Here is a 1,894-nt window from a genome sequence, read left to right on the forward strand (position 1 = left end):
GTGCGACACGAGGTCGCACGTGACAAGTGGATGTATCGGAAGGAGGGCCGGTTGATACCGGCGATATAGTCCCGGGCCAGTGCCCGATGGCCCGTTCCCACCTGGACGTGCGTCGCCGGTAACGGCGGGGTGCGAAGCTCCGGGGAAAGCCCAAGGGCCCCTGATCCATCCGGGGGTTACAGGTGAGAGAAAGGCCGGGCGGGTGAACGCGAGTGAACCCTCGATGATGCCTCGTTACGTTGAGCCTCGGATAGATGGAAGGACTGCCGGGGTTTAGGGACCATGCCGTTGTGAGGCGGCAGGCGACGGCCGTCCATTCGGTAGCGGTCGTGGCGGGCACCGCCGTCCCCGGGGTCGAGAGGGCACCCAATCCGGTCGTTGCTTGTGCGTGTGGAACGTGGAACCCCGTCGTGGTCCGGCCCGTGAGGGCTGGTGAGCCGACCGTGAGGAAGGCCGATCCCCCGGCGGGAGCAGGATGACCCAAGAAGCGAATGCCGGCAGGCCGAAAGGTGACGGGAAGACCATGACCGTAGTCGCGCCTCCTCCTGGCGTGGGCCATGGGAGGAACCGGCCGGATACCGGACCTGGTGTCCGGGCCCGAAAGGGCGCCCACGTGGGTCAGGTGAGCCCGCGGAGACAACCGACGACCCTACTGGCGGAACCGAAGGACACGTTGGACACCCCGGCGGTCGCCGGGGTGAACGGACCGGAGGACGACCGGCCCGGCTGGGACTGGTACGACATCGACTGGGACCAGGCGAACCGGGAAGTACGCAGGCTACGGCAACGGATCTTCGCGGCGTCAAGGGACGGGGACATGAAACGTCTCCGGAATCTGCAGAAGCTGGCCTTGCGGTCTCTGGCGAACGCTCAGGTGAGCGTGCGGCGGGTGACGGAGGTCAATGCTGGCCGTCTGACTCCGGGGGTGGACGGCCGGGTCGTGCTGGACGCGCCGGAGAAGGCCGAACTGGCCGACACGGTGCAAAAGCGGTCCCGGTCGTGGACCGCACAACCGGTCAGGCGGGTACTCGTCCCGAAGCGAGGAAAGAACAAGAGCAGGACGCTGGGAATACCGGTGATCGCCGATCGGGCGGTTCAGGCGATGGTGGTCACCGCGTTGGAACCAGAGTGGGAAGCGAGGTTCGAGCCGAAGTCGTATGGCTTCCGGCCTGGGCGCGGCTGCCAGGACGCCGTCGCCGCGATCTTCTGGACCGTGGCGGGCACGCGGACGAAACGCCGGTGGGCGCTGGACGCGGACCTGGAAGCGGCGTTCGACCACGTCGACCATGATCACACGCTGGGGCTGCTGGGCAGCTTCCCGGGACGGGAAGTGGTGGCCAGATGGCTGGCGGCGGGCGTGATCGGCCTGGACGGGTACCGTCCCACCACCGAAGGAGTTCCCCAAGGTGGTGTGATCAGCCCGTTACTCTTTAATATCGCGCTGCACGGGATGGGCCAAGCCGCAGGCACCGTCTACGGGTGGAATCCCTACCGGAAGTCCGAGGAAACAATCACGGGAACACCGGCGCTGGTGCGGTACTGCGACGACTTCGTGGCGTTGTGCGACAGCCGGGAACAGGCCGAACAGGTCAAAGCCCAGCTGACGCCATGGCTGGCGGCCCGAGGGCTGGCCTTCAACGAGGACAAGACCCGTGTGGTCCACCTCGACGAGGGCTTCGACTTCCTCGGGTTCAACGTCCGGCGCTACGGGCCGAAGCTGATAGTAAAACCCAGCAAGGACGCGGTCATGCGTGTCCGGGCACGACTGGCCGCCGCGATGAAGGCCCTGCGCGGGGCCAACGCGAGCGCGGTCATCCGCACGCTCAACCCGATCATCCGGGGGTGGGCTGCCTACTACCGGGGTGTCGTGTCCACGGAAACGTTCCAGGCACTG

Annotated in this window: 1 protein-coding gene; it reads left to right on the forward strand. The window is 66.8% G+C overall.

Annotation, left to right across the window (positions count from 1 at the left end; all coding sequences use genetic code 11):
• Positions 1–697: 697 nt before the first annotated feature.
• Positions 698–1,894, forward strand: a 1,197-nt coding sequence (locus C1A33_RS24530) for a reverse transcriptase domain-containing protein (protein ID WP_243407906.1), incomplete at its 3' end; no start/stop codon positions are given.

Origin of the sequence: Frankia canadensis, assembly GCF_900197875.1 — a bacterium.
GTDB lineage: Bacteria > Actinomycetota > Actinomycetes > Frankiales > Frankiaceae > Frankia > Frankia canadensis.